Source organism: Campylobacter sp. 2018MI01, from assembly GCF_018501205.1.
In the GTDB taxonomy this organism is placed as follows: domain Bacteria; phylum Campylobacterota; class Campylobacteria; order Campylobacterales; family Campylobacteraceae; genus Campylobacter_E.
Map to the genome: position 1 here is coordinate 1 of NZ_JAHCZE010000015.1, position 23,717 is coordinate 23,717.

Consider the following 23,717-nt stretch of genomic DNA (forward strand, 5'->3'; position numbering starts at 1 on the left):
GACCTATACTAAATTCTCCTGGACTTTGAACCATATCAACTAAATTATAATTTAACCTTAAAAGCTCTTTTGCTAAAGAATTTAAATTAATCCTATCGCCAAATTCAATCTTTAAACACTTTAAATCATCTTTACTTGGAAGTGGTTTTTTAATAGTATTAATAGGGATTATTAAAATCTTTTTATCTTGATAATCGTAATAATCACTTAAAACTTTTGAAATATCAAATAATTCCATAGAAAACGAGCGTAAATCGTCATTAATCTCTGCTCTAAAATCAGGTAAAATAAAACTATTTATCCCTAAATATAAAGCTACATTTGATAAAGATTTTGCTTCGTTTAAGTCTTCACATATAATAATTTTTGCATAATTTTTATTATTTATTAAATACTCATAAAGATTTGCTTGCATAAAATCTCAAAAACCTTTCTACTAGCATAAAAGAGCCAAAAACTGCATAATTTTTATCTATATCAAAATCACGAAAATCACTACATTTAATGTCTAATTCTTTGCAAATCTCTTTAACATTTGCTAAAGCTCTATGCTCGCTTTCATAGTTAAAAACCAAAACTTCATTAATACTTGGCTTTAAAATATTTAAAATATCTTTTACATCTTTATTAGCAAAAAAATTAGCAATTAAACTAACTTTAGTTGGGAATTGTTTTTTAATTTCTTGATTTAAATTCTTTGCAGCTGCAGCGTTATGCCCTACATCTATTATTAAATTACTTGCTAATTTTTCACATCTTGCTCTTAAATCTAATTTAATTGCTCTGCCTATATAAAAATGTTTTTCTAACTCAAAATATGCAAGTTGGGCTAAGCTAAAATTATGTTTTAAAAACTCATTTTCATCAAGGCATAATTTTGAATAATCAGCACTCAAAAAACTAGCCTTAACTCCTTTTTGAATGGCCGCTTTTAATATCATCTCATTTTTATTAGCAAAAATATTAACACCACACATTGCTTTAATTTTAGTTCTAAAAATATCATCTAAATTAGAACCTAAAATATCAGCATGGTCAATACTAATCGGAGTAAATACGCATAAATCTCTTTTAAAAATACTTGTAGCATCGTATTCTCCACCAAGTCCAGCTTCAAAAATTACATAATCACACTCACTAAAAACAATAGGTGATAAAAAGCATAAATATTCAAAATAACTAAGATTTTCTTTTAAATTAAGCTTTTTTAATTTATCTTGCAAAATATTATGAGCTATGTCTAAATCAATATCTTGCATAACTTGATTTTGAAATATACTAAATCTTTCTTTGTAAGAGAATATATGTGGACTTATAAAATGCCCTACTTTATACCCGCTATCACTAAGCATTAAAGCAAGGTATCTTCCCGTGCTACCTTTACCATTAGTGCCTAAAATTTGCACTACTTTTGTATCAAAATCATAATTTAGCAAATGCTTAAATCTATGAGCCTTAAAAAGGTCAAATTTCTCGTAAAATTCCGCTAAATTATCTAAATAATTTGAAAGTTTATTTTCTACTTGCACTTTTTATATTATTTCTACCTGCATTTTTTGCTGCGTATAATAATTTATCAACAGCTTCAATAAATTGCTCTTGGGTCTCATAGCTTCTTCTATCACTTACACCACCGCTTACTTTTATACTAATAGTCTTACCTTTACATAAAAACTTTTGTTCTGATACTAAAACTCTAATTTTTTCAGCAAATTTTACTGCATCATCAATTGATGAATGTGGAAGAATTACCATAAATTCTTCCCCACCATATCTTCCCGCACAATCTAATTTTCTAATGTTATTTAAAATAATATTTCCTAAATTAGCAAGTATAGTATCTCCTGCTGCGTGTCCATAGGTATCATTTATAAACTTAAAATGGTCAATATCAAAAAATGCTATTGAATAATTTATATTATATCTTTCATAAGATTCTTCAGCTAATTTTAATTGTTCTTCTAATTGACGCTTATTTGCAAGTTGAGTTAGAAAATCTACTTGAGTTTCTTCCCTTAGTTTATTAATTTCTTGCTCTAAGCCTTGAACTTTAATTTTAAGATCACCTAAAGTATCGGCATCTAATTTTGTTTTTTCTTTTAAATCTATTATTTCTTTTTCAAACATAGCAACTATAGCTATCAATCTTGCTTTAATAGTCTGCATAGCTTCATCTTCAGCTTTAATACTTTCAATTTCTTTTTTAATTTCTTGAACTTTTTGTTGAGAATTTGTAGCCATACTAAGAATACTTACAATCTTATCGCTAATTTGCTCCAAAACATCATTTAAAACTTTATTTGAACTTGAAATTTCTGCTCTATCAATATCTATTCTTTTTTTAACTAGATTTCTAAATTGCTCTGTAATTTGCTTTACGCCTAATATTTGCGGTTCTGCATTTATACTCTCACAAAACTGATTGATTTCATCATTTACATAATTAGCAATTGATGGAGTTAAAGAATAAGCCACAGATGGAGCTAAATTTTCACACACTGCATTAGAATTATTTCTTTCAATTTTTAAAGATAATTCATCTAAAATTTCTAAAAAATCATCTCTTGAGTTTAATCCTAAATGTTGAATTTTATTATTAAGTTCTAATAAATCATCATCTACCCTAATCCAATCTTTTTTTAATTCTTCTAATGTTTTTAGACTTGAATTATTTAATTTATTTAAAGCTTCTTCACTAAGAGTTTTAGTTGATTTATTTGGTAAATTTGATAATATTTTTAATAATTTTTTACAAATTATATTATAGTTTATTATGAGCTTTTTATCACTATTATCTTCTTTTATACCATTAGCTTTAGAGATTAAAAATACTACTAATTCTTCTAAGCTTTTTACATTTCTTCCTTTTACATCTTGAGCTAATGTGGGATTTAATTTAGAAATATACCCTTGAATTTTATCAATATTTTGAGTTGTTCTTCCATACTTTTTAGCAATCTCATCAAAAACTTCTGAATAATTTTCAGGAGTTAATAATAAGTTCCTTTTGGTAAGTTCTACAATTGTTTCTTTAGCAATCACATTAATATTAATAGACATTTTTTCTCTTTAAAATTTTTTCTTAATACTAACAAAACAAAATTAATTATTAACTACATAATAATTCTTAAAGCAAATTCGTTAAACGCCTTTTGGCTAGCTAAATTAATAGCTCTACTTTTTTGCTCATCACTTAAAACACTAATTGTATTTGTATTAAAAATATGCTCGCCTGAAGTTATAATTTTTTTAGTTGTTTCATCTTGAAAAGTTACATTAAATTCTAATCTAATAATAGCTTTATAACTCTTAGCGTATCCAAATTCATCATAATATAAAGGTATAAATTCACTACTAAGAATTCTTAAAATAATCTTACTATCTGCAGTTTTACTAACACTTTTATGCATATAATGTTCTACATAATTCGTAAAATTATCATTTAAAGTAATACTATCTTTAGGTTCAGCCTTATTTATAATAGTAATTACATTGACACTTTCGCCTAACATTTTGCTAGTGGCTACATTCAAAGGTGCATAGCCACAAGCACAAAAAAATAATGTAAAACTTAAAAGTATTTTTTTCATTTAATTACAATATTTACTAATTTATTAGGAATATAAATTTCTTTTACGATAATCTTATCTTCTAGCCATTTAGCTGCTTTATCTTTTGCTATTTTGATAATTTCATCTTGATTAGCATTTGCATCAACTTCAATCTCTGCTCTATTTTTACCATTAATACTAATTCCAAGTTTTATTGTATCGCTTACAAATACTTCTTCTTTTAATTCATAAGTTTTAATATTTGTTCTATTAAATAATTTCTCACTTAACTCACTTGCTAAATGCGGGATAATTGGGTCAAGTATGCTTAAAATTATTGCAAAACCTTCACTTAAAACTTCATCACTACTTGCGTTATTTAAAGCATTTAAGCCTTCCATACAAGCAGCTATTAATGTATTAAATGCGTAAGTTTTATTAAATACATCATCAGCCTTTTTTAAAGCTTCATATACTTTAAGTCTTGCTAATTTATCATCTTTACTAAGATTTGCGTGATTTATATTACTAAAATCAACTACATTAATCCCTAAAGCCTTATCATAAAGTCTATTTAAAAATCTATAAGCACCTTCAACCGCACTATCATTCCATTCTAATTCTTTTTGAGGTGGTGCAGCAAAAAGTATGAAAAGTCTTGCAGTATCAGCTCCGTAATTTTTAATAATATCATCAGGATCAACCGTATTACCCTTGCTTTTACTCATCTTAGCACCATCTTTTAAAACCATACCTTGAGTAAGTAAGCGTTCAAACGGCTCATCTACATTTAAATATCCTAAATCCCTTAGAGCTTTTTGGAAAAATCTAGCATATAATAAGTGTAAAATCGCGTGTTCAATACCGCCAATATATTGATCTACATTCATCCAATATTTTGCTTCATCATCAATTGCTTTTGTATTCCAATTGCTAGGATTACTTGCAAATCTTGCAAAATACCAAGAGCTTTGGAAAAATGTATCCATTGTATCGCTCTCTCTAATTGCGTCTTTTCCACATTTAGGGCATTTACATTGTTTAAATGTAGGGTGTTTTTCAAGTGGATTTCCTTCTCCATCAATTACTACATCTTCAGGTAAAGCCACTGGTAAATTATTCTCAACTACACTTCCACAAGTATCGCATTTAACAATCGGAATAGGAGCTCCCCAGTATCTTTGACGAGATATACCCCAATCTCTTAATTTATAATTGATTATACTTTTACCGATTTTTCTATTTTCAAATTCTTTAGCAATTGCAATTCTAGCACTAGCACTATCTAAGCCACTAAATTCTGCACTATCAAATAAAATTCCATATTCAGTAAAAGGTTCATTATCTTTTTTATTTTCGCCATTTATTACATATTTTATATTTAAATTATATTTTTTAGCAAACTCAAAATCTCTTTCATCGTGAGCTGGAACTGCCATAACAGCACCACTACCATAATCAGCTAAAACGAAATTTGCTACCCATACAGGTAATTTTTCTTTAGTTATTGGATGAATTGCATAAATACCTAAAAATACGCCTTCTTTTTCACTTTGAGCTCTATTTTTAGCACTCATATTTTGCATAGCTTTAATTTTGTCTTTATCATTTTCACTTATTAAATTAGTTTCTAAAACTTTTTTAGTAATTTCATGTTCAGGTGCTAAAGCAAAATAAGAAAGTCCAAAAATCGTATCAGCACGGGTTGTAAATACGCTGAATTTTAATCCATCTAAATCTTTATTAGAACTTGATACATCTAATTCAAATTCCAATCCATCGCTTTTGCCTATCCAATTTTCTTGCATTGTTAAAACTTGATTTGGCCATTTATCTTCTAAATATTTTAAATCTTTTAATAATTCTTCAGCATATTTTGTAATTCTTACATAATAACCATTCATAGATTTTTGCTCTACTTCATGACCACATCTCCAGCATTTGCCATCTTCAACTTGTTCGTTTGCTAAAACGGTTTTATCATTATCACACCAATTTACATTAGCTTTTTTTGTATAAATTAGACCTGCTTCATACATTTTTGCAAAAATTTCTTGCTCAAATTTAGTATAAATCTCATCACTTGTAGCAAGCAATCTTGTCTTAGAAAACGAAAAACCTAAAGAATAAAGTTCTTTTTTCATATAATCAATATTTTCATAAGTCCATTTTTTAGGATGAAGCCCATATTTTATAGCAGCATTTTCAGCAGGCATACCAAAACTATCAAACCCTAGTGGGTGTAAAACATTATAGCCCATAGTTCTAAAGCGTCTTGCTAAAGCATCACCTATTGCATAGTTTCTTACATGTCCCATATGGATTTTACCACTTGGGTATGGAAACATTGATAATATATATTTTTTTTCTTTACTAAAATCATTACTAGGTTCGTAATAATTCTCTTTATCCCAAATTTCTTGCCATTTTTTCTCAACTTCTTTTGCGTTATACATAAATTAGTCCTTAAAATTCATCTTTATTTTTAATAGCTTCAATCAATACTAAAATAAGTGTAAATATATTTGATATTACAGCACCTATTGTCATACTATATACCAAATCACTCATACTAGTTCCATAAATTTGAGTTAAAACAAAAGCTATTATTAAATGCACATCAGTTACAAGTGAACTTGCAAAAATCTCTGTGCTTAAAATATTTCTAACACCAATTTTTAAAAGTGTTGAAACCAAATTAATGCTAGCTGCTATAAATAATGCCACAGGGCTTTGATAATATAAAAAGCCAGCCGTTGTAGTTAAGCTCATCAATGTAAAGAATATATGAATTACTCTTCCAAAATCCATTATAATTGTCCTTTTTCATACATTGCTCTTAGGCGTTCTTTTTCTTCTTTTTTCTTGATTTTATCAAGCTCTTTAGTTCTATAATTACTAACGCTAAAATTAAACCACATTAAAAGTGGGCTTGCTACAAAAATTGAACTTAAAGTTCCTGCAATAACCCCAACTATTAAAGCAAGAGAAAAGCCGTGTATCATGTCTCCACCATAAAAAAACAAAATTAAAACCGTAAAGAGTGTTGTTCCTGATGTAAGAGTTGTTCTTGATAGAGTTGCTGATACGCTTTCGTTAATAATACTACCTAAATTAGTGCTTTTACTCTCTTTTATGCTTTCACGAATTCTATCAAAAATAATAATTGTATCATTTAGTGAATAGCCTAAAACGGTTAAAATAGCTGCTAAAGTATCAAGATTAACATCAATTTGAAAAAGAGAAATCGCTCCAATAACTATTACAATATCGTGAATTTCACTAATAATTGCAGCCATAGCAAAACGCCATTCAAACCTAATAGCTATATAAACTAAAATAAGTGCAAAAGATACCAAAATAGCCATTAAACCTTTTTGTCTTAATTCTCCACCAACTTTTGGTCCAACAATATCAACTCTTCTTAGCTCAATATCACCTGTTGAAGATAACATTTTTACAATAGTATCTCCTACATCTTTACCTAAACTATCACTTGAACTTGAAAATCTAATTACTACTTCATCACTACTTCCAAATTCCGTAACGCTAGCACCTTTTAAAGCTTCATTTTGATTTAAAATATTACGAATATCATCTAAAGGAGCATTTTTATTAGTATATTTTATCTGAACTAAAGTCCCACCACTAAAATCAATTCCGTAATTTAGACCTTGTGTAAATAATAAAATAATAGAGCCAATAACTAAAACAAAAGATAAGCCAATAGATGCAAATCTAAGCCTCATAAAATCATATATTTTTTTACTAGAAAATACTTGCATCACACTCTCCTATAACCAAACCAAAGTCTTGTATTGCCACTTTTTTCAATTCTATTAGCAAACAAATCAAATAAAGCATGAGTTCCTATAATTGCTGTTATCATAGATGCAATTATTCCTATACTCATAGTAACAGCAAATCCTTTAATAGCACCAGTTCCATAAGCATATAATGCAGCACTTGTAATTAAAGTAGTTAGATTACTATCTAAAATCGCACTCATTGCGTTATGATAACCATTATTTATAGCATCTCTTAAATTAACGCCATCTCTTATAAGCTCTCTAATACGCTCATTAATAATAACATTCGCATCTACAGCCATACCGACGGTTAGAACAATCCCAGCCATACCAGGAAGAGTAAGCGTTGCTCCAAAAAGTGCCATTACTGCTACTAATAAGAATATATTAGAAATTAAAGCAATATTTGCAAACAAACCACTAATTCCGTAATAAACTCCCATAAAAACAACAATCATCAAAAATACACCTAAAAGTGCAACTAAACTTTGCTCAATACTATCAGCACCCAAACTTGGTCCTACGCTTCTTTTTTCAAGTAATTTAACAGGTGCTAATAAAGCCCCACTTCTTAGTGCGATAGCTAAATCGTGTGCTTCTTCAACACTGAAATTTCCACTAATTTGTCCACTACCACCACCTATTCTTTCATTAATTCTAGGAGCTGAATATACCTTACCATCTAAAACTATTGCCAATTGATGACCTACTTTTTTACCTGTGAAATCTCCAAATATTTTTGCACCTTCTGAATTAAGTGTAAAATTAATAACAGGTTGAGCAGTTTTATCAGAAAATCCTACTCTAGCATCAATTAACATAGAGCCATCTAAAATAGGTAATTCTTTTAAAACATATTTAATATTTTTATCTTTTACATCAGGTAAAATAATATCTCCATAACTTGCTGCTTCTTCAGGGCTTAACATATTGCCTTGATCAGCCTTAGCTCTATCTACTTCCATTAGTTGTAAATGTGCGGCTTTAGCTATTAAATCTTTAGCTCTTTGCTCATCTTCAGCAGTTTTTACGCCTGGAATTTCAACCAAGATTTTATCTTCACCTTGTTTAGCAACAGTTGGCTCTGAAAGTCCAAATAAATCAAGTCTATTTCTAATAGTTTCTACAGCTTGATCTATTGCAAATTTAGCAGTTTGAACTTCTTCTTCAGGTGTTAAAGTAATCTCATAAAAAGAATTATTAACACTAACTTTTAAGCCTTTTAGTTCTTTAATTATTTTATCTACTTTAGCAGTATCATCTTTATCTAGTAGTTCAAAATGTATTACACCATCATTACTTTTAAATCCATCAGTTAAAATATTTTCTTTATTAAAAGAATAATTAATACTTGAAGCGATTGATTTTACTTTAGACTTTATAGCTTCATTGGTTTCTACACCTAAAAGCATATGAAGTCCGCCTTGTAAATCAAGCCCTAAATTAATCTTAGGACCATTTATAGAAAAAAAGCTTGGCACACTTAAAAATATGCCAAAAAGTGTAACAAAAACTAAAACATAAAAACGATATGTGATACTTTTTGTTTTTTGATTACGCATTATTTTGTTGCTTCCGAATTATTTGTGTTTTCTACTTTTCTAGCTACAAAATTTTTATCTAATTTAGCAACAACATCATCATTTAATCTAATTTTTAAATAATCATCTTCAGCTTTTACAACTTCAACAATTAAACCACCATTAGTAACTATTTTATCACCTTTAGTAAGTGAATTTAGCATTTCTTTATGTGCTTTTGCTTGTTTTTGTTGTGGGCGAATAATTAAAAAATAAAAAATCGCAAATAATACGATTAATGGTAAAAATTGAACTAAAGCATTTTGTTCCATAGAATATCCTTTTAAAAAATAAAATAGTTATCATTCTACATAAAAAGATTTAATCTAAAGTTCTTACTATAAGGCTTGTTGGTAAATTAAATTCTTTTATTAGCTCAATCTCTTTTGCTCTCATTTCGCCATTATCTATTTCGTGGTCATACCCTAATAAATGTAACATTCCATGAATAAATAATAAAGATATTTCATCTTCTAAACTATGCCCTAATTCACAAGCTTTAGTTTTTGCTAGTTCGGTATTGATAACTAATGAGCCTAAAAAATTAGTATCTAAAAAAGAATTATCGTGTGGAAAACTTAAAACATCAGTAGTTTTATCAATATTTCTTGTATTTTTATTGATTTCTTGCATTTCATCATTGTTAGTTAAAACAAGCTCAATATCTTTAGAGCTTAGATAATTTGCTAGTTTTTCAAGGTAGGTAATTTCTTCTAAATTATCGTATAAAATCATAGTATTTTGCCCCAAAAAGGGGCTAAGAATTATTTATCTCTAATGTTTAATTCGTTAATTAATTTAACATAAACATCGTATTTTGTAGCTTTTAAATATTTTAAAAGTCTTTTTCTTTGACCAACTAATTTAAGTAGTCCTAGTCTTGATGAAAAGTCTTTTTTAAATACTTTTAAGTGTTCTGTTAATATTGCAATTCTTTCTGTAAGTAAAGCAATTTGAACTTCAGACGAACCTGTGTCGCCACCAAATCTTGCATATTTGCTGATAATTTCAGCTTTTCTTGCCGAATCCAAAGCCATTTTGACCTCCAAATTGGTGTAAATTAAAAGCTGTGATTATAAAACAAATTGATTAATAAGATTATTAATTTTTATAATTATAATAAGATTTTTTTGGGGTGCTTTTAGCTGAGATTAAACCCATTGAACTTGGACAGGTAATGCTGATTAAGGAGATATTATGAGATTATTTTTAACTTCGCTTATTTTTAGTTTAGCTTTTGCTTATTTTACCAATTCAAATGTTTTAAACTTTTTTGCTCTTTTTACTGGAATTTTATATGTATTATTAATGGGAGTAAAAAATAAATTATGCTTTATTGTAGGTGTATTTAATGCTTTAATTTATGCTTATATTGCTTATATGAATAGACTTTTTGGAGAAGTATTTTTGTATTTATTATGCTATTTTCCTATGATGATTTATGGCTATTTTTATTGGAATAAAAATACTTTAATTAAGACTTTAAGCTTGAAAAATTTCATATTAATTTATATAGCAATTTTTATTATTACTTATTTTTATTCTTTTTATTTACAGAATTTAGAATCAAGATTTATTTATCTTGAAAGCTTTATATTCTCAAGTGGGCTTATCGCAACTATTTTAAGTCTAAAAAAAATAATAAATCATTATATTTATATAAGCATTTCAAACATTGCTTCTATTTATATTTGGACTATTCTTTACATTGAAGATAGTTCTAATTTAGCTGTATTAATGCTTATGATTTTATTTTTTATCTTAGGTATTATTTACCTATTTTCTTGGAAAAAGGATTTAAAATGACTTGCGTAATTATGGCTAATGGGGAGTTTTGCACCAATAAAATAACCTTAAATTATCTAAAAAATGCTGATTTTTTAATAGCTTGTGATGGTGCTGCTAATTTGCTTTTGGCTAATAATTATGAGCCTAATGTAATTATTGGGGATTTAGATAGTTTTCAAAATCTAAAAACAAAAGCAAAAATAATTAAAGTAAAAAATCAAAACACAAATGACTTAACAAAAGCCTATAAATACGCTTTATCAATGGATTTTAGTGATATTTTTATCCTTGGTGCTGGGGGCAAAAGAGATGATCATTTTATAGCAAATATAGCTTTATTATTTCAATATTTTAAATTAAAAAATCGCTTTAATAATACAATAAATCTAAAACTAATCACAAATTACGGGGAATTTTTTATAAAAAATACTGATTTTACTGCTAATTCTTATAAAGGTCAGCAAATATCATTATTTTGCCTTGATAAAAGAGCTAAATTTAGCTCACAAAACCTTAAATATGAACTAAATAATTTTAATTTTAAATATCTAAATAGTGGGACTTTAAACGAAGCATTAGGCAATACTTTTAGTATTAAAAATCATAATAATAAAGAACTTTTAGTATATTTGAATTTTACTTAATTTATAAATTAGAATTTGATTTAAACTCTTTAATAATTAAATCTAATGTTTTTTCATATTTTTTATAATCTTTCACAACATCTTCATATATATTTAATTTATCATAATATTTTCTTCTTGATAAAAATAATGATTTTTTACTATTTTCTAATTCATCTAAAATATTTTTATCATCAATTTTTTTAACCCAATTAAAAGCATTAGAAATTTTCGTAGGCATTAAAAATTCATCTTTTTTTAAGTATTTTCTAAAAGAATTTAAATCATATAAAAATAAAGCTATTTCGTCTTTATTGTTTTTATCCAATACATAATTTACAAATTCCTTAGTTTTTTTAAGATAAGTATTAAGAAATTTTCTTTCATCTTCTCTTAAACTGCTGGTTAGAGTTTGAGCGTATTTTTCACTTCTACTAGCTATTAATAAAAGCAACATATGTTTTTTATCAATTAGGCTAAATTGTGATATTTGTATTCTATCTACAAATAAATCTAAATCAGAAAAAATTATTCCTTTATAAAGGTTATAAAATTTAATAGAAATAATATTTTTTACAATATTACTAAGATTTAGAGTGTCTTTTGCACTAGCTATGAAATTTGCTTGTTCTAATTCTATAAGTGCTAAGGAATTATCCTTAGCAAACTTATTAAATTCCGTTACAAATTCTATAACTTTTTTCATCATTTGTTCATTGAAATATAGCTATTTAATGCACCTAAATATGCCTTAGCACTAGCTTTCATAGTATCAAGGTCAAGCCCGTGACCAATGATTGCACGCTGACCTTCAAAGCTAACTTTTACACTAACTTGAGCTAAAGCATCTTTACCTTTACTAACCGCATCAACCTTATAATCAAGCAAGCTACCATTTACCTTGCTAGCTCTATCAATTACTTTAAATACCGCATCAATTACACCATCTCCAATAGCTGCTTCGCTAAATATTTCTCCATCGCACTCCATAGTAACAGCAGCAGTCGCAAGTGCTGATGAACAATCGCTTACTTGAAGATTTATAAGCTTAAATTTCTCTTCTATTTTAATCTTATCAGCAGCAACTATCGCTATTAAATCCTCATCAAATACTTCTTTTTTCTTATCACAAAGGTCTTTAAACTCTGCAAATGCACGATTTAACTCATCAGTATCTAATGTAAAGCCAAGAGATTTTAATTTATCATTAAACGCTGCTCTTCCACTATGTTTTCCTAAGACTAAATTATCTTGAACTAAGCCTATATCACTAGCTTTCATAATCTCATAAGTTTCAGGGTGTTTTAACACGCCATCTTGATGAATTCCGCTTTCGTGAGAAAAGGCATTTTTACCTACTATTGCTTTATTTGGTTGTGGATTTACACCGATTATATTTGACAATAATCTACTTGATGGGTAAATTTCTTTATGATTAATTGTGGTATAAAACTCGCCTAATTCATCAGCCCTAACCTTTAAAGCCATCACAACTTCTTCTAAAGCAGCGTTTCCTGCACGCTCACCTAAGCCATTTAGAGTAACTTCAATTTGTCTAGCACCACCTTTAATAGCAGCAAGTGTGTTTGCAGTAGCTAAACCTAAATCATTGTGATTGTGTGCTGATACTATAAGTCTTCCTTTTGTATAATCGCTAATTTCTTTAAATACCTTATAAATCTCATCAGGTAATCTATATCCAACCGTATCAGGGATATTAAATGTCCTTGCACCTGCTTCATAAACTGCATCAGCCATTTCTTTTAAAAAATTTACATCACTTCTTAAAGCGTCTTCACAAGAAAACTCAACATCATCACATAAACTCTTAGCTAATTTTACATTCTTAACTGCAGTTGCTAAAACTTCTGCTGGAGTTTTTTTAAGCTTGTATTCCATATGAATTGGACTTGTCGCAATAAAAGTATGAATGCGTTTTTTAGCTGCTGGCTCAAGTGCTTTACCTGCTTGAATAATGTCGTTTTCTACACATCTTGCAAGAGAACAAACGCTTGAGTTTTTAATAATTTGTGCAATTTTATTAATCGCTTCGTAATCTCCTGGACTAGATGCTGCAAACCCTACTTCCATAACATCAACACCCAAACGCTCAAGCGCTAAAGCAATTTGGATTTTTTCTTCTGTATTCATTGAAGCACCTGGACTTTGCTCACCATCTCTTAAAGTTGTATCAAATATTATAATTCTTTCACTCATTTTTTCTTTCCTTTAATTTAATGTATTGTTAGTATATGTATTATTAATAAATTTTTAGTCTATATCGCCCTTGTTTGGGCGAAGGAGTGTAGAATTTTTCACAAGATAATAAGTACATCTATCATCAGATACTTTTTCTTGATATTCCTTATGTTTTAAAATAAAATTCTCAATTAATTGTCTAAAACTACTAAAACCATAATTTTTAGCGTGAAAATCAGAATATTTTTTCTGCATATATGTATTTATTACTGCATATTCTGCTCTAGTTTTTTCATCAATTAAATTATCTATTATTTGTTCTAATTCTTTTAATTGCTCTTTTGGAATTGCTTTTAATCTGTCTTTATCACTACTTTTAACTTTTTCATTATCCAAATAAAAAAACTCATTAAATGAATTTACATATGATTTTAAAGATTTATTAGTCCCTATTCCAATTACTAATTTTTTGTTTTCTCTTAATTTTTGAGCCAAACTCGTATAATCACTATCACCTGAAACTATAACAAAAACATCTATTTGTTTTTCATAAAATATGCTTAAAGCTTCGGTTGTAAGATACATATCAGATGAGTTTTTACCCGATGAAGTAGAAAATTGCTGCATTGCAATAATGCCATAATCAAATATTTTTTCACGCCAATTTTGAATATTTTCTTTACTCCAATCAGCATATATTCTTTTAATAATAACATTTCCATAATTAGAAGCGTAGTCAAATATTTCTCTAGCATATTTAGCAGGTATATTTTCTGCATCTATAAATACTGCTACGCTACTATTATCCAACATATTTATCCTACTTTTTTAATCTTTTTTATATATAAATTATAAATCGCTCTTGATAAACCATAAATAACATAAGCACTCATTATTAAGGTAAAAATCTCTAAAGGGCGTAAATATATAAGAGAACAAATAAAAATTAAAATCACTAAAGCTTTTAAAATATTTGCTTTTTGAAATTCTATTTTTTTAAAACTTGGATACCTTACATTGCTCACCATCAAAAATGATAATAAAAATGTAAGAAATATAATAAAAATTTCTATAAATGAATTATTATCAAAATGGTGTTTATAAAACACAACCCAAATACCTAAAACAACCGCAGCCGTTGGAATTGGAAGACCTATAAAAACTCTTGGGTCATATGTGCCTGTTGTAACATTAAATCTAGCTAAGCGAATTGCACCAAATATTATAAAAACAGCCATAGCAAGAGAACCAAGTCTTCCATACTCTTGACCTAAATTAAAATAAAATAATATAGCAGGTGCAACTCCAAAAGCAATAATATCAGCTAAACTATCAAATTCTACTCCAAATTTTGAAGCTGTATTTGTAAGTCTTGCCACACGACCATCAAGACCATCACAAATCAAACTTACTATAATTAAAATCATAGCTTTATCATAATCGCCTTTAATAGACGCTAAAATACTTAAAACACCTAAAAATATAGATGCTGCTGTAAATAAATTAGGTAAAATATAAGCTAATTTATGAGAATTTTTTTCCATTTTATTCTCCAATCTTTGCAATATCTGCATTAGCTAAGATTTTATCGTGCATTCCAACTAATAAAGTGCAATTATATGGTAATTTTATATCAACCAATCCTGTTGAAAAAAATCCAATTCTTTGACCTTTAAAAGCTTTTTTTATGTCATAAAAAGAATTTACACAATACCTAGCAGGTTTTAAAATTAATGAAATATCTTTATTGAATACTATTTCAGTAGCATTTGAATAAAAATTATCATTATATTTTAAACCATTAAATTGCTTTTTATAAATATCTTCAGACTTTATCACACTTCTAACTTCTGAAGAATTTAAAAATAAGCTAAAATAATTTTTTTCTAAAGTTAATACTATATTTTTATTATCTTCATCAACATATATTCCAACTACCTTTGCATCAATTGGACTTACTATAGTATTATTATCATAATCAGTGACTTCTCTCTCAACCCTTTTATAAAATAAATGTAGTAATACTAAAATTAAAAATAACAAACAAGAAAAAGAAAATATTAAAGTAAATAATATAAATATTATCCAAGCAATTAATATTATCTTTTTTCCACAATTTGCTATTAAATTCATTTTTCTATCTCACTTAATCTAGTTTCAAAATTATTTTCTATTTCATAATTTTTAATTATTTCTCTTACTTCACTACCTTCTATTACTTCTTTTTCATAAAGTTTTTCAACCATTGTTTCAATTGCTCCACTATATTGTTCTAAAGTAGCAACAACAGATTTAAATCTCTCATCAAGTAAGTTTTTAACATATTCATCTAATTTATGAGCCATATCATCTGAATAATCCTTGATAGTTTGACCACCACCTAAGAATTGATTTCTTTGTTTTTCTAAAACCATAAGTCCAGCAATATCACTCATACCATACATAGAAACCATTGCTTTTATAATATCGGTTGCTCTTTCTAAATCATTACTAGCACCTGTTGAAATCTCTTTAATAAATACATGCTCAGCTGCACGACCACCTAAAAGAACATCAACTTCTGCAATCAACTCGTGTCTTTGCATTAAGAATTTATTTTCTTCAGGAGTATTTAAAGTATAACCAAGCGCTGCTAAACCTCTAGGAATAACAGAAACTTTTGTAACTTTTTTAGCACCTTTTGTTGTCTCTGCTATTAAAGCATGTCCACACTCATGATATGTTACAATTTTTTTCTCTTTATCACTTATTCTTCTTGATTTTTTCTCAAGTCCTGCAATAGCTCTTTCAACTGCTTCAGTTAAATCGCCTTGCTCTACTTCTTTTTTATTATTTCTTCCTGCAAGTAATGCAGCTTCATTTATTATATTTGCCAAATCAGCTCCAGCAAGTCCTGCCGTAAGTCTTGCAATATCTTCAACTTTAACTTCTTTAGCAATTTTTACATCTTTCATATGAACGCTTAAAATATCACATCTTCCTTTAAAATCTGGCTTATCAACTAAAACTTGTCTATCAAAACGACCCGGTCTAAGTAATGCTGCATCTAGCACTTCAGGTCTATTTGTAGCCGCTAATACAATTACAGGGCTTTCTGAACCAAACCCATCCATTTCAGCTAAAAGCTGATTTAAAGTTTGTTCCCTTTCATCGTGCCCGCCCATATGTGAACCTGCTGCACGAGATTTGCCAATAGCATCAATTTCATCTATAAAAATAATTGCCGGAGCTTCTTTTTTAGCGTTTTCAAATAAATCTCTAACACGACTAGCGCCAACACCTACAAACATTTCTATAAAACTTGAACCCGAAACACTAAAAAATGGAACATCAGCTTCACCTGCAACTGCTTTTGCTAAAAGAGTTTTACCTGTACCTGGAGGTCCAACTAATAATAAACCTTTTGGAATTTTAGCACCTAATTTAATATATCTTTCTGGGTATTTTAAAAAATCTACTATTTCTTTTACTTCTTCTTTTGCTTCTTCAACACCTGCTACATCATCAAATTTTACTTTTGGTTTTTCAGAATTTACTAATTTTTTTGAGTTTCCAATTCCTAAAATTCCACCACCCATTTTCTTTTGCATTCTGTTTGTAATAAATCCCCAAATAGCAAAAAATATAAAAATTGGAATTATCCAAGTAAATAATAAATTAGATAAAAAGTTATTTTCAGAATAAGATGTGTAATTTACATTTTTACTATCAAGTAAAGTAGTAAGATTTGAATCTCTTACTAAGTTTGCAGTATAACTAGAGTTAAGCCCGCTACCTTTTATTTGAGTTTGTCCTATTTGAACTTTTGTTATTTCACCTGTCTCTATTTTTTTCTTAAAGTCAGAATAACTTATTTTATTTCCGTTATCAGCTATTCCACCTTCTTCAAAAAATAAAGAAAACCCACCAAATACCAATAGTGAAAAAATTAAAAATATAACTATTGGATTTTTATTAGAATTCTTATTTTCATTATTATTCATTTTTCACCTTATAAACTAAAGTTAGCCAATCTCCTTTTATTTTCTCATCAACTAAAGTTAGTGAAGAAAATTGACTTTTAATCCTTTCAGAATAAGTATTTAAAATACCAGAAAGAATTAAAACTCCGTTCTCATTAAGACTTTTTATCAAATCATTTTTAATAATTAATATCACATCGGCAATTATATTTGCTACTACTAAATCATATTTCTTTTTGGCTTTATCGCAAGAACCTTGCCAAATATTATTAATTTTAAGATTATTTAACTCAAAATTATTTTTAGTACTCATAATTGCTAATTCATCAGTATCACAAGAATCAACACTAATGCCATAATTAGCCATAACTAAAGATAAAATTCCACTACCACATCCTACATCAAGGCCTGTTTTGCAACCTTTATAATATTTTTGCAAAAATTCTACACAAGAATTTGTGCTTTCATGATGACCTGAGCCAAAAGCTAAAGCTGGGTCTATTTTTAGATTTACATAGCCTGCTTTAGGCTCTTGCCAAGTAGTATGTATATATATATTATCTATTAAAATTGGCTTTATATTTTTCTTATATTCATTAATCCAATCCTTATTCTCTTTTTCACAAAGTTCATAAGTAAGATTAATATTTAAATTAGCATCATTAAGTTTTTGTTTTAACTCGCCTAATGCAAAAACTAAATCATCAAGATTATTATCACTTCTTACAATTAATTCATCATTTTTTTCTTCAATTGCATCAACATCAAACGCAAATACAAAATCACTAATAAACTCCAAATTATTTGTTTTAATAACTAATTCTTGATAAGTATTACGCATAATTATCCTAAAACATCTTCTAATTTTTCTTTTAATACTTGTGGAGTAAAAGGTTTTACTATATAGTTATTAACACCAGCTTTTAATGCTGTAATAACTTCTGCTTTACCACCTTCAGTAGTTACCATGATGATTGGCATATCTGCATATTTAGCTTCAGCTCTTACTTTTTTAACAAGTTCAAGACCATTCATCTCAGGCATATTCCAATCTGTTATTAAAACATCAATATCGCTATTTGCACACAACAATCCCCAAGCTTCCACGCCATGTTCAGCTTCTAAAACATCCTCATGACCTAATCTTTGTAAAGTATTTTTAATAATTCTTCTCATTGTAGAGCTATCATCTACTACTAATAATTTCACTTCAAAATCCTTTTGTAATATTATTTTTCATGGTGCGTTTAGCGAGACTTGAACTCGCACACCTGTTGGCACTACCCCCTCAAGATAGCGTGTCTACCAATTCCACCATAAACGCAAAAAAGGCTACAAAAGTAGCCTAAAATTATCCTAAAAATGGGTTAGCGTATAATAATACTAATCCAATAACTAGAGCATAAATTACTTGTGCTTCAATTAACGCAATAGCAATAAACATAGTTGTTGATAATTTACCACCTAAACTAGGGTTTCTAGCAGTTCCTGCAATAGTCGCAGCAGCAGCATGACCCATACCAATAGCACCACCAAGTGCAGCAACACCTAAGCCAATACCAGCAGCTAAAACAGAACAAGCTTTTAATAACTCGCTACCGATTTCAGTTTCTGCAGCAAAAGCAACACTAGAAAAAGCAAGTAAAACTAATAAAAACTTTTTCATAAAATCTCCTAATAAAAATATATATAATTTTCCTTTCGGCTTGCGTATCCCTACTAAAAAAATTATGCTCTATATTCTATTAAGCTAAAGTAAATAAATTAAGACCTAGTAAAAAAACTAAGAGTTGTGTTGCCGAATTTTTTTACCTTAAATAAGGTATATTTTAAAGATGCAAATTCAACCTTGCTAGAATGCTCTATAATGACAATATCACAATCTAAATTCTCATATAAATTCTTGATTTTCAAATATACATCGCTAAAACCATCTCTAATATCAAATGGCGGGTCTAAATAAAGAATAGTTTTTTCATTTTGTAATTTAGCAATAATATTAGGTAAAGCTTTAAAAGTATCGTCATTTAAAACTTCTATATTTAAATCTTTTGTATTTTTTAAAGCACTTTTATACGCTAATTTATCAATCTCAATAGCAAATGCCTTTTTAGCATAATTACTAATAGCTTCAATCGCCATACTAGCACTACCGCCAAATGCTTCTATAAAAACATATTCCCTTAATTCATCTCTTAAAACATTAAAAACACAAGACTTAACTATACTTTTTGTAGCTCTTGTAGTATCTTTTGATGGATTTTCTAAAATTTTACCTTTTAAAAAACCGCTCTGAACTCTTAAAACATTATTTTTCATACATTAATTGAAGTAAATCATATTTAAATTTATTAAGTAATTTATCAAGTTTTTCTTCAAAACTTAAAACCTTATTATCATCTTGATTTATTGTGCTTGAAAACTCATATAAAGCATCAATTAATTGCTCTTTACTGAAAGGCAATTTTAAATGTGCATTATTAAAACCTATTATAAATTGTGGTTTTTTTGCGTGCATTAATTTTTCATCAGTGATTAAAAAATCGCAATCTTTTTTATTTGCTAAATAATCTTGTAAAAATAATATTAAAGTCTTTTCTAATAAAATATCTTTGCACGCAATGGCTATTTTCATACCAAACTAACCTTTAATTTATGGTCTTTAAGACTAGCTGGAATATTACCATTAGCTAAACTTATGAACTCAGCCATATGTAAAATATAAAAATCACTAAAATCTCTATTAGATACTTTTTGTAATTCGCCACTTAAAGTATCAAACATTTTAAAGCTTAAACTATCGCCAACTACTAAAAAATCAGCACCGCTATCATAAGCATCTAAAACTATCTTAGCTGCTTTTTTATATGCTACTTGTTTATCAAATTCTAAAAATCTAAAACCATTTTCAAATTCTTGAGTTTCGTAATTTATTAATTTTGCCTTAGTCTTTTTTAAAAAATGTAAAAATAAATCAATGGTAAAACCACGATAAACAGCTACATTAAAACCATTAAAATCGTTTTTAATTTCTATATTTTGTAAATCTTGAATAACACATGAAGCGTTTTTATAATTTTTCTTTGCATAATCTAAAATACTAGTATCGCAGATTAAATTCATCTCTCCTAAACAAGAATCAAATTCTTTTTTATATTCATCTGCTTTATATTCACTCATAAAACTAGGTGTTTTTACATAGGTTTTTCTATAATCACCTTTTAATAAATTAGAAAAATTAAAATCATCATTTATTAAAGTTATCATCTAATCTCCTTTTGATGTTTTAAAGAATTTTTAATTTCTTCATATTTTTCATAATCACTATATAAAAATGGTTTTAAGCTTACACTATACTCAATTCCTTTTTCCTTATCAAAAACAATATCTAAAATATCTTTTCTTTTATTAGGATATTTTTCTAATAATTTATTTGCAAACACAAACGCACTATCACCTAAAAATTCATCATTATATTCACGAATATCACTTGCATAATATAAAAATTTATAAGTTAAATAATCTTTATAATCATCTGCATTACAGATATTTTTAAAATAATCAAAAACTTTTATAAAATCACTATCATCACACATTAAATCAAGCTTTGCTCTTTTTAAATCAATTGCACTTACACAAAAATCATTTCCAAATTTTTTAATAAGTTCATTTATGTTTGTATTAAGTGATAAAACTTTATTTTCAATCCTTACAAATTCATTACAATCTGGCATATTAAAATATCTATCTTGTTGTTTTACTAACCCTAAAACATCGTAAAGTGTAGAACTATCGTTAATGTCTTTTAAATTAATCTCATATGGCTTATAGTAAAACTCATAATCTCTACTAGCATCAAATCTAAATACTCTTAAAATAAAACTTCTCATAACAAAATTCCTTTTTTACTAATTTATATCAAAAAAATGTTATAAATTATTAAAAGGATTTAATATGTATTTAAGAGCAAACACTCATTCAAAAATCAATGTTTATTTTTCAAAAAATTCTAGCGATTTCGTAGTGCGTGAAATACCATTATACGAATTTAGTGGCTCTGGAGAGCATTTGATTTTACATATACAAAAGAAAGATTTAAGCACAAATGAACTTTTAAAAGATTTAAGTGCAGCAACAGGAATTAAAGCAAAAGATTTTGGTTACGCAGGTCTTAAAGACAAGCAAGGACTTACATTTCAATACATTTCAATGCCTAAAAAATACGAGAAAGAATTAGCTAAATTTTCTCACGAAAAATGTAAAATTATTGATACTTTTTTACACAATAATAAATTAAAAATCGGACATTTAAAAGGTAATTCATTTTTTATAAGATTAAAAAAAGTTAATAAAATTGACGCCTTAAAGATTGAACAAATTTTTACAAATATTAAAGAAAATGGCTTTCCTAATTATTATGGCTATCAGCGTTTTGGCAAAGATAATGATAATGCAAAAACAGGCTTAGAAATATTAAAAAACGAATTAAAATTTAAAAATAATAAATTAAATAACTTTTTAATTTCTGCATTTCAAAGCGAATTATTCAATACATATTTATCAAAAAGAATAGAAATTTCAAGATTTAGCAATGATTTTTCTAAACAAGAACTATTAGCACTTTATAAGGATAAAACTTTAGTTGAAAATCTAAAAAAACAAAAGCAATTTTTTAAATTATTTGATAATGAAATATATGAGCATTATCCTTACGGCAAGGTATTTAATGAGAATTTAGAAGATGGTTTAAAAAGATTTTTAGCAAGAGATATTAGCCCTTCTGGATTGATACTAGGAAATAAGCCTAAATTAAATGAAGGTTTTTTAGGCGAAATTGAAAATAGCATATATAAAGATTATTTTGATTTATTAAAAACTCAAAATGGTTCAAGAAGATATTTATGGACTTACACAAATGATGAAAAAATTAACTATAATGAAGAATTAGCACAACTTAGCCTTGAATTTAGCCTACAAAAAGGCTCATACGCAACAGTCGTGCTTGATGAAATAATACATTTAGAAAGGAACGAAGAATGATTTTAATTACAGGTGCAGCAGGTTATATTGGCTCAATTACAAGTTATCATTTTTTAAAGAATAATTATAAAGTTATAGGTATTGATAATATTAGCACTGGAAATGCAAGGGCTTTAGAAGTGTTAAATAAATTTGATAATTTTAAATTCTACGAAGGAAATTTTGGAAATTTAGAACTATTAGAACAAATAGTAACCAATAATAAAATAGATTGTGTAGTGCATTTTGCAGCTAATACTAGCGTATTTGAAAGCACACAAAATCCATTAAAATATCATGATAATAATGTATCAAATATGATTAATTTATTAAAAATTTGTGAAAAATATGATATTAATAATTTTATTTTCTCAAGTTCTGCTGCAACTTATGGAGAACCAAAAACTAATGAATTAATCACAGAAGATACTCCAAAAAATCCTATAAATCCTTATGGTTTAACAAAGCTAATAGGCGAATATATATTAAATGATTTATCAAATGCTAAGAAAGAATTTAATTTCATAGCATTAAGATACTTTAATGTTGCAGGAGCAAGTCTAATTGCACCTTTAGGTCAATTTAGTAAATCTAGCTTGCTTATAAAAATAGCTGCTGAATGTGCTGCTAATAAAAGAGATAAAATGTATTTATATGGTAATGATTATAATACCCCTGATGGAACTTGCGTAAGAGATTATATACACGTTGATGACTTGGCTATCGCACATATTGAAGCATTAAAATATTTAAAAAATCAAAAAACAAGTCAAGCCTTTAATGTTGGGTACTCAAAAGGAACTAGCGTAAAAGAAGTAATTGATATTATGAAAAAAATCAGTGGTAATGATTTTAAAGTAGAAATGGCAGATAGACGCACAGGAGATCCTAGCTCACTTGTAGCATCTAATAAAAAAATAACTTCTTTAACAGACTGGAAATATAGTAACGACAACCTTGAATTAATTTGCAAAAGCGCTTATGAATGGGAGTTAAAAATATAAACTCAATTCCTATTTTAAATTCAATACATTTTAAGAATTTAAAATAGGAGATAATACTTTAAAATAAAAGGCAAATTGGTATTATATTGTTAATTTCAATATTTTAAATATAAAGATATTTTAGAGCTTTTATATATTTTATTTTGTATTTGCAATAAACAATATTTACGATATTAAAGATT

At 27.5% G+C, this 23,717-nt stretch carries 27 protein-coding genes, 1 tRNA gene and 1 pseudogene; 4 read left to right on the top strand and 25 right to left on the bottom strand.

The annotated features are described in order from the left end of the window. The 11 genes and pseudogenes from KJQ97_RS03860 to rpsO all read right to left on the bottom strand — a co-directional run. Positions 1–415, bottom strand: a pseudogene (locus KJQ97_RS03860) (transcription-repair coupling factor); the annotation flags it as partial. After that, positions 396–1,529: a Mur ligase family protein gene (locus KJQ97_RS03865; RefSeq protein ID WP_214120010.1), complete on the bottom strand. Its 1,134-nt coding sequence runs from the start codon at positions 1,527–1,529 to the stop codon at positions 396–398. The gene KJQ97_RS03865 and the pseudogene KJQ97_RS03860, both read right to left, overlap by 20 nt. Continuing rightward, on the bottom strand, positions 1,513–3,060 hold the full coding sequence (locus KJQ97_RS03870; protein ID WP_214115849.1) for a GGDEF domain-containing protein: 1,548 nt from the start codon (positions 3,058–3,060) through the stop codon (positions 1,513–1,515). The genes KJQ97_RS03865 and KJQ97_RS03870 overlap by 17 nt, the downstream gene beginning before the upstream one ends. A 53-nt stretch (positions 3,061–3,113) precedes the next feature. After that, positions 3,114–3,590, bottom strand: coding sequence for a hypothetical protein (locus tag KJQ97_RS03875; RefSeq protein WP_214115850.1), 477 nt, complete (start codon positions 3,588–3,590; stop codon positions 3,114–3,116). Next, positions 3,587–6,007 (bottom strand): leucine--tRNA ligase, encoded by a 2,421-nt coding sequence (leuS, locus tag KJQ97_RS03880; RefSeq protein ID WP_214115851.1) that lies wholly within the window; start codon positions 6,005–6,007, stop codon positions 3,587–3,589. Before leuS ends, KJQ97_RS03875 begins: the two co-directional genes overlap by 4 nt. 10 nt (positions 6,008–6,017) lie before the next feature. Then, positions 6,018–6,362: a DUF6394 family protein gene (locus KJQ97_RS03885; protein ID WP_214115852.1), complete on the bottom strand. Its 345-nt coding sequence runs from the start codon at positions 6,360–6,362 to the stop codon at positions 6,018–6,020. Continuing rightward, positions 6,362–7,336 (bottom strand): protein translocase subunit SecF, encoded by a 975-nt coding sequence (secF, locus tag KJQ97_RS03890; protein WP_214115853.1) that lies wholly within the window; start codon positions 7,334–7,336, stop codon positions 6,362–6,364. The genes KJQ97_RS03885 and secF overlap by 1 nt, the downstream gene beginning before the upstream one ends. After that, positions 7,336–8,922, bottom strand: a complete 1,587-nt coding sequence (gene secD, locus KJQ97_RS03895; protein WP_214115854.1) for a protein translocase subunit SecD — start codon at positions 8,920–8,922, stop codon at positions 7,336–7,338. The genes secF and secD overlap by 1 nt, the downstream gene beginning before the upstream one ends. After that, positions 8,922–9,212, bottom strand: coding sequence for a preprotein translocase subunit YajC (gene yajC, locus KJQ97_RS03900; protein WP_214115855.1), 291 nt, complete (start codon positions 9,210–9,212; stop codon positions 8,922–8,924). The genes secD and yajC overlap by 1 nt, the downstream gene beginning before the upstream one ends. A 49-nt stretch (positions 9,213–9,261) precedes the next feature. Next, positions 9,262–9,675 carry an rRNA maturation RNase YbeY gene (gene ybeY / locus KJQ97_RS03905; protein WP_214116010.1) on the bottom strand — a complete coding sequence of 138 codons (414 nt, stop codon included), beginning with the start codon at positions 9,673–9,675 and terminating at the stop codon, positions 9,262–9,264. Positions 9,676–9,704: 29 nt separating this feature from the next. Next, positions 9,705–9,977 (bottom strand): 30S ribosomal protein S15, encoded by a 273-nt coding sequence (gene rpsO / locus KJQ97_RS03910; RefSeq protein ID WP_214115856.1) that lies wholly within the window; start codon positions 9,975–9,977, stop codon positions 9,705–9,707. Positions 9,978–10,137: 160 nt separating this feature from the next. On the opposite strand from rpsO, the gene pnuC reads away from it, so the two are divergent. Together pnuC and KJQ97_RS03920 are read left to right on the top strand one after the other, a co-directional pair. After that, the gene (gene pnuC / locus KJQ97_RS03915; protein ID WP_214120011.1) at positions 10,138–10,746 is read left to right on the top strand and encodes a nicotinamide riboside transporter PnuC; all 609 of its coding nucleotides are present in this window, start codon (positions 10,138–10,140) and stop codon (positions 10,744–10,746) included. After that, positions 10,743–11,372, top strand: a complete 630-nt coding sequence (locus KJQ97_RS03920; RefSeq protein ID WP_214120012.1) for a thiamine diphosphokinase — start codon at positions 10,743–10,745, stop codon at positions 11,370–11,372. Before pnuC ends, KJQ97_RS03920 begins: the two co-directional genes overlap by 4 nt. Position 11,373: 1 nt before the next feature. Here KJQ97_RS03920 and KJQ97_RS03925 read toward each other — a convergent pair whose 3' ends face one another. From KJQ97_RS03925 to KJQ97_RS03990, 14 genes are all read right to left on the bottom strand, one after another. Continuing rightward, positions 11,374–12,057 carry a hypothetical protein gene (locus KJQ97_RS03925; protein WP_214120013.1) on the bottom strand — a complete coding sequence of 228 codons (684 nt, stop codon included), beginning with the start codon at positions 12,055–12,057 and terminating at the stop codon, positions 11,374–11,376. Then, entirely contained in the window at positions 12,057–13,568 is a 1,512-nt protein-coding gene (locus KJQ97_RS03930; RefSeq protein WP_214120014.1) for a 2-isopropylmalate synthase, read from the bottom strand. The genes KJQ97_RS03925 and KJQ97_RS03930 overlap by 1 nt, the downstream gene beginning before the upstream one ends. Positions 13,569–13,622: 54 nt before the next feature. Beyond that, positions 13,623–14,360, bottom strand: a complete 738-nt coding sequence (locus KJQ97_RS03935) for an NYN domain-containing protein (RefSeq protein ID WP_214116012.1) — start codon at positions 14,358–14,360, stop codon at positions 13,623–13,625. A gap of 5 nt (positions 14,361–14,365) precedes the next feature. Beyond that, positions 14,366–15,094 carry a CDP-diacylglycerol--serine O-phosphatidyltransferase gene (gene pssA / locus KJQ97_RS03940; RefSeq protein ID WP_214120015.1) on the bottom strand — a complete coding sequence of 243 codons (729 nt, stop codon included), beginning with the start codon at positions 15,092–15,094 and terminating at the stop codon, positions 14,366–14,368. 1 nt (position 15,095) lies between these two features. Next, positions 15,096–15,683 (bottom strand): hypothetical protein, encoded by a 588-nt coding sequence (locus tag KJQ97_RS03945; protein WP_214120016.1) that lies wholly within the window; start codon positions 15,681–15,683, stop codon positions 15,096–15,098. Further along, on the bottom strand, positions 15,680–17,533 hold the full coding sequence (gene ftsH, locus KJQ97_RS03950) for an ATP-dependent zinc metalloprotease FtsH (RefSeq protein WP_214115875.1): 1,854 nt from the start codon (positions 17,531–17,533) through the stop codon (positions 15,680–15,682). Before ftsH ends, KJQ97_RS03945 begins: the two co-directional genes overlap by 4 nt. Continuing rightward, positions 17,526–18,353 carry a 50S ribosomal protein L11 methyltransferase gene (locus KJQ97_RS03955; RefSeq protein WP_214120017.1) on the bottom strand — a complete coding sequence of 276 codons (828 nt, stop codon included), beginning with the start codon at positions 18,351–18,353 and terminating at the stop codon, positions 17,526–17,528. The genes ftsH and KJQ97_RS03955 overlap by 8 nt, the downstream gene beginning before the upstream one ends. Before the next feature lie 2 nt (positions 18,354–18,355). Continuing rightward, positions 18,356–18,721 carry a chemotaxis response regulator CheY gene (locus tag KJQ97_RS03960; protein ID WP_214115879.1) on the bottom strand — a complete coding sequence of 122 codons (366 nt, stop codon included), beginning with the start codon at positions 18,719–18,721 and terminating at the stop codon, positions 18,356–18,358. Positions 18,722–18,751: 30 nt separating this feature from the next. Then, positions 18,752–18,836 (bottom strand) — tRNA-Leu (locus KJQ97_RS03965). 27 nt (positions 18,837–18,863) lie between these two features. Then, positions 18,864–19,178, bottom strand: coding sequence for a F0F1 ATP synthase subunit C (locus tag KJQ97_RS03970; protein WP_214115881.1), 315 nt, complete (start codon positions 19,176–19,178; stop codon positions 18,864–18,866). Between the two features lie 98 nt (positions 19,179–19,276). Beyond that, a complete protein-coding gene (locus KJQ97_RS03975; RefSeq protein WP_214120018.1) occupies positions 19,277–19,831 on the bottom strand; it encodes an RsmD family RNA methyltransferase in 555 nt (184 codons plus the stop codon). Next, a complete protein-coding gene (locus KJQ97_RS03980; protein WP_214115885.1) occupies positions 19,821–20,147 on the bottom strand; it encodes an ornithine carbamoyltransferase in 327 nt (108 codons plus the stop codon). Before KJQ97_RS03980 ends, KJQ97_RS03975 begins: the two co-directional genes overlap by 11 nt. Next, a complete protein-coding gene (locus tag KJQ97_RS03985) occupies positions 20,144–20,779 on the bottom strand; it encodes an HdrB C-terminal domain-containing protein (RefSeq protein WP_214120019.1) in 636 nt (211 codons plus the stop codon). Before KJQ97_RS03985 ends, KJQ97_RS03980 begins: the two co-directional genes overlap by 4 nt. Beyond that, on the bottom strand, positions 20,776–21,402 hold the full coding sequence (locus tag KJQ97_RS03990; protein ID WP_214115889.1) for a DUF5644 domain-containing protein: 627 nt from the start codon (positions 21,400–21,402) through the stop codon (positions 20,776–20,778). Before KJQ97_RS03990 ends, KJQ97_RS03985 begins: the two co-directional genes overlap by 4 nt. Before the next feature lie 64 nt (positions 21,403–21,466). Between KJQ97_RS03990 and truD the strand changes: the two genes are divergently transcribed. Together truD and galE are read left to right on the top strand one after the other, a co-directional pair. Further along, positions 21,467–22,552: a tRNA pseudouridine(13) synthase TruD gene (truD, locus tag KJQ97_RS03995; protein WP_214120020.1), complete on the top strand. Its 1,086-nt coding sequence runs from the start codon at positions 21,467–21,469 to the stop codon at positions 22,550–22,552. Next, the gene (gene galE / locus KJQ97_RS04000) at positions 22,549–23,535 is read left to right on the top strand and encodes a UDP-glucose 4-epimerase GalE (RefSeq protein ID WP_214115893.1); all 987 of its coding nucleotides are present in this window, start codon (positions 22,549–22,551) and stop codon (positions 23,533–23,535) included. The genes truD and galE overlap by 4 nt, the downstream gene beginning before the upstream one ends. The last annotated feature ends 182 nt before the right edge of the window (positions 23,536–23,717 follow it).